A 261-nucleotide genomic window follows, 5' to 3' on the forward strand; every position below is an offset into this window, starting at 1 on the left:
GTAGGAATTAAAGGGAATGGTAAACACCCTACAAATCGGGGACGACTTGGCCCAAAAGGGGAAAATCAATGGTATGCCAATAATAGCACCGATCGATTAGTGACGCCTTTAATACGTAATTCATCAGGAGAGCTTACTCCTGCAACATGGGACGAAGCAATGAACCTTATTGTTACAAAGACAAAGAAGTCACTAAAAGAAAAAGGGGCTAATAGTATTTCTATTTACTCAACAGGTCAGGGATTTTTAGAAGACTATTAT

The 261-nt window shown here is 39.1% G+C and carries 1 protein-coding gene; it reads left to right on the forward strand.

Annotated features, from left to right (window positions below):
• Window positions 1-261, forward strand: a 261-nt coding sequence (locus SB822_RS58295) for a molybdopterin-dependent oxidoreductase (protein WP_410859270.1), incomplete at both ends; no start/stop codon positions are given.

Origin of the sequence: Paraburkholderia sp. SIMBA_054 (assembly GCF_046534875.1) — a bacterium.
In the GTDB taxonomy this organism is placed as follows: Bacteria; Pseudomonadota; Gammaproteobacteria; order Burkholderiales; family Burkholderiaceae; genus Paraburkholderia; species Paraburkholderia hospita.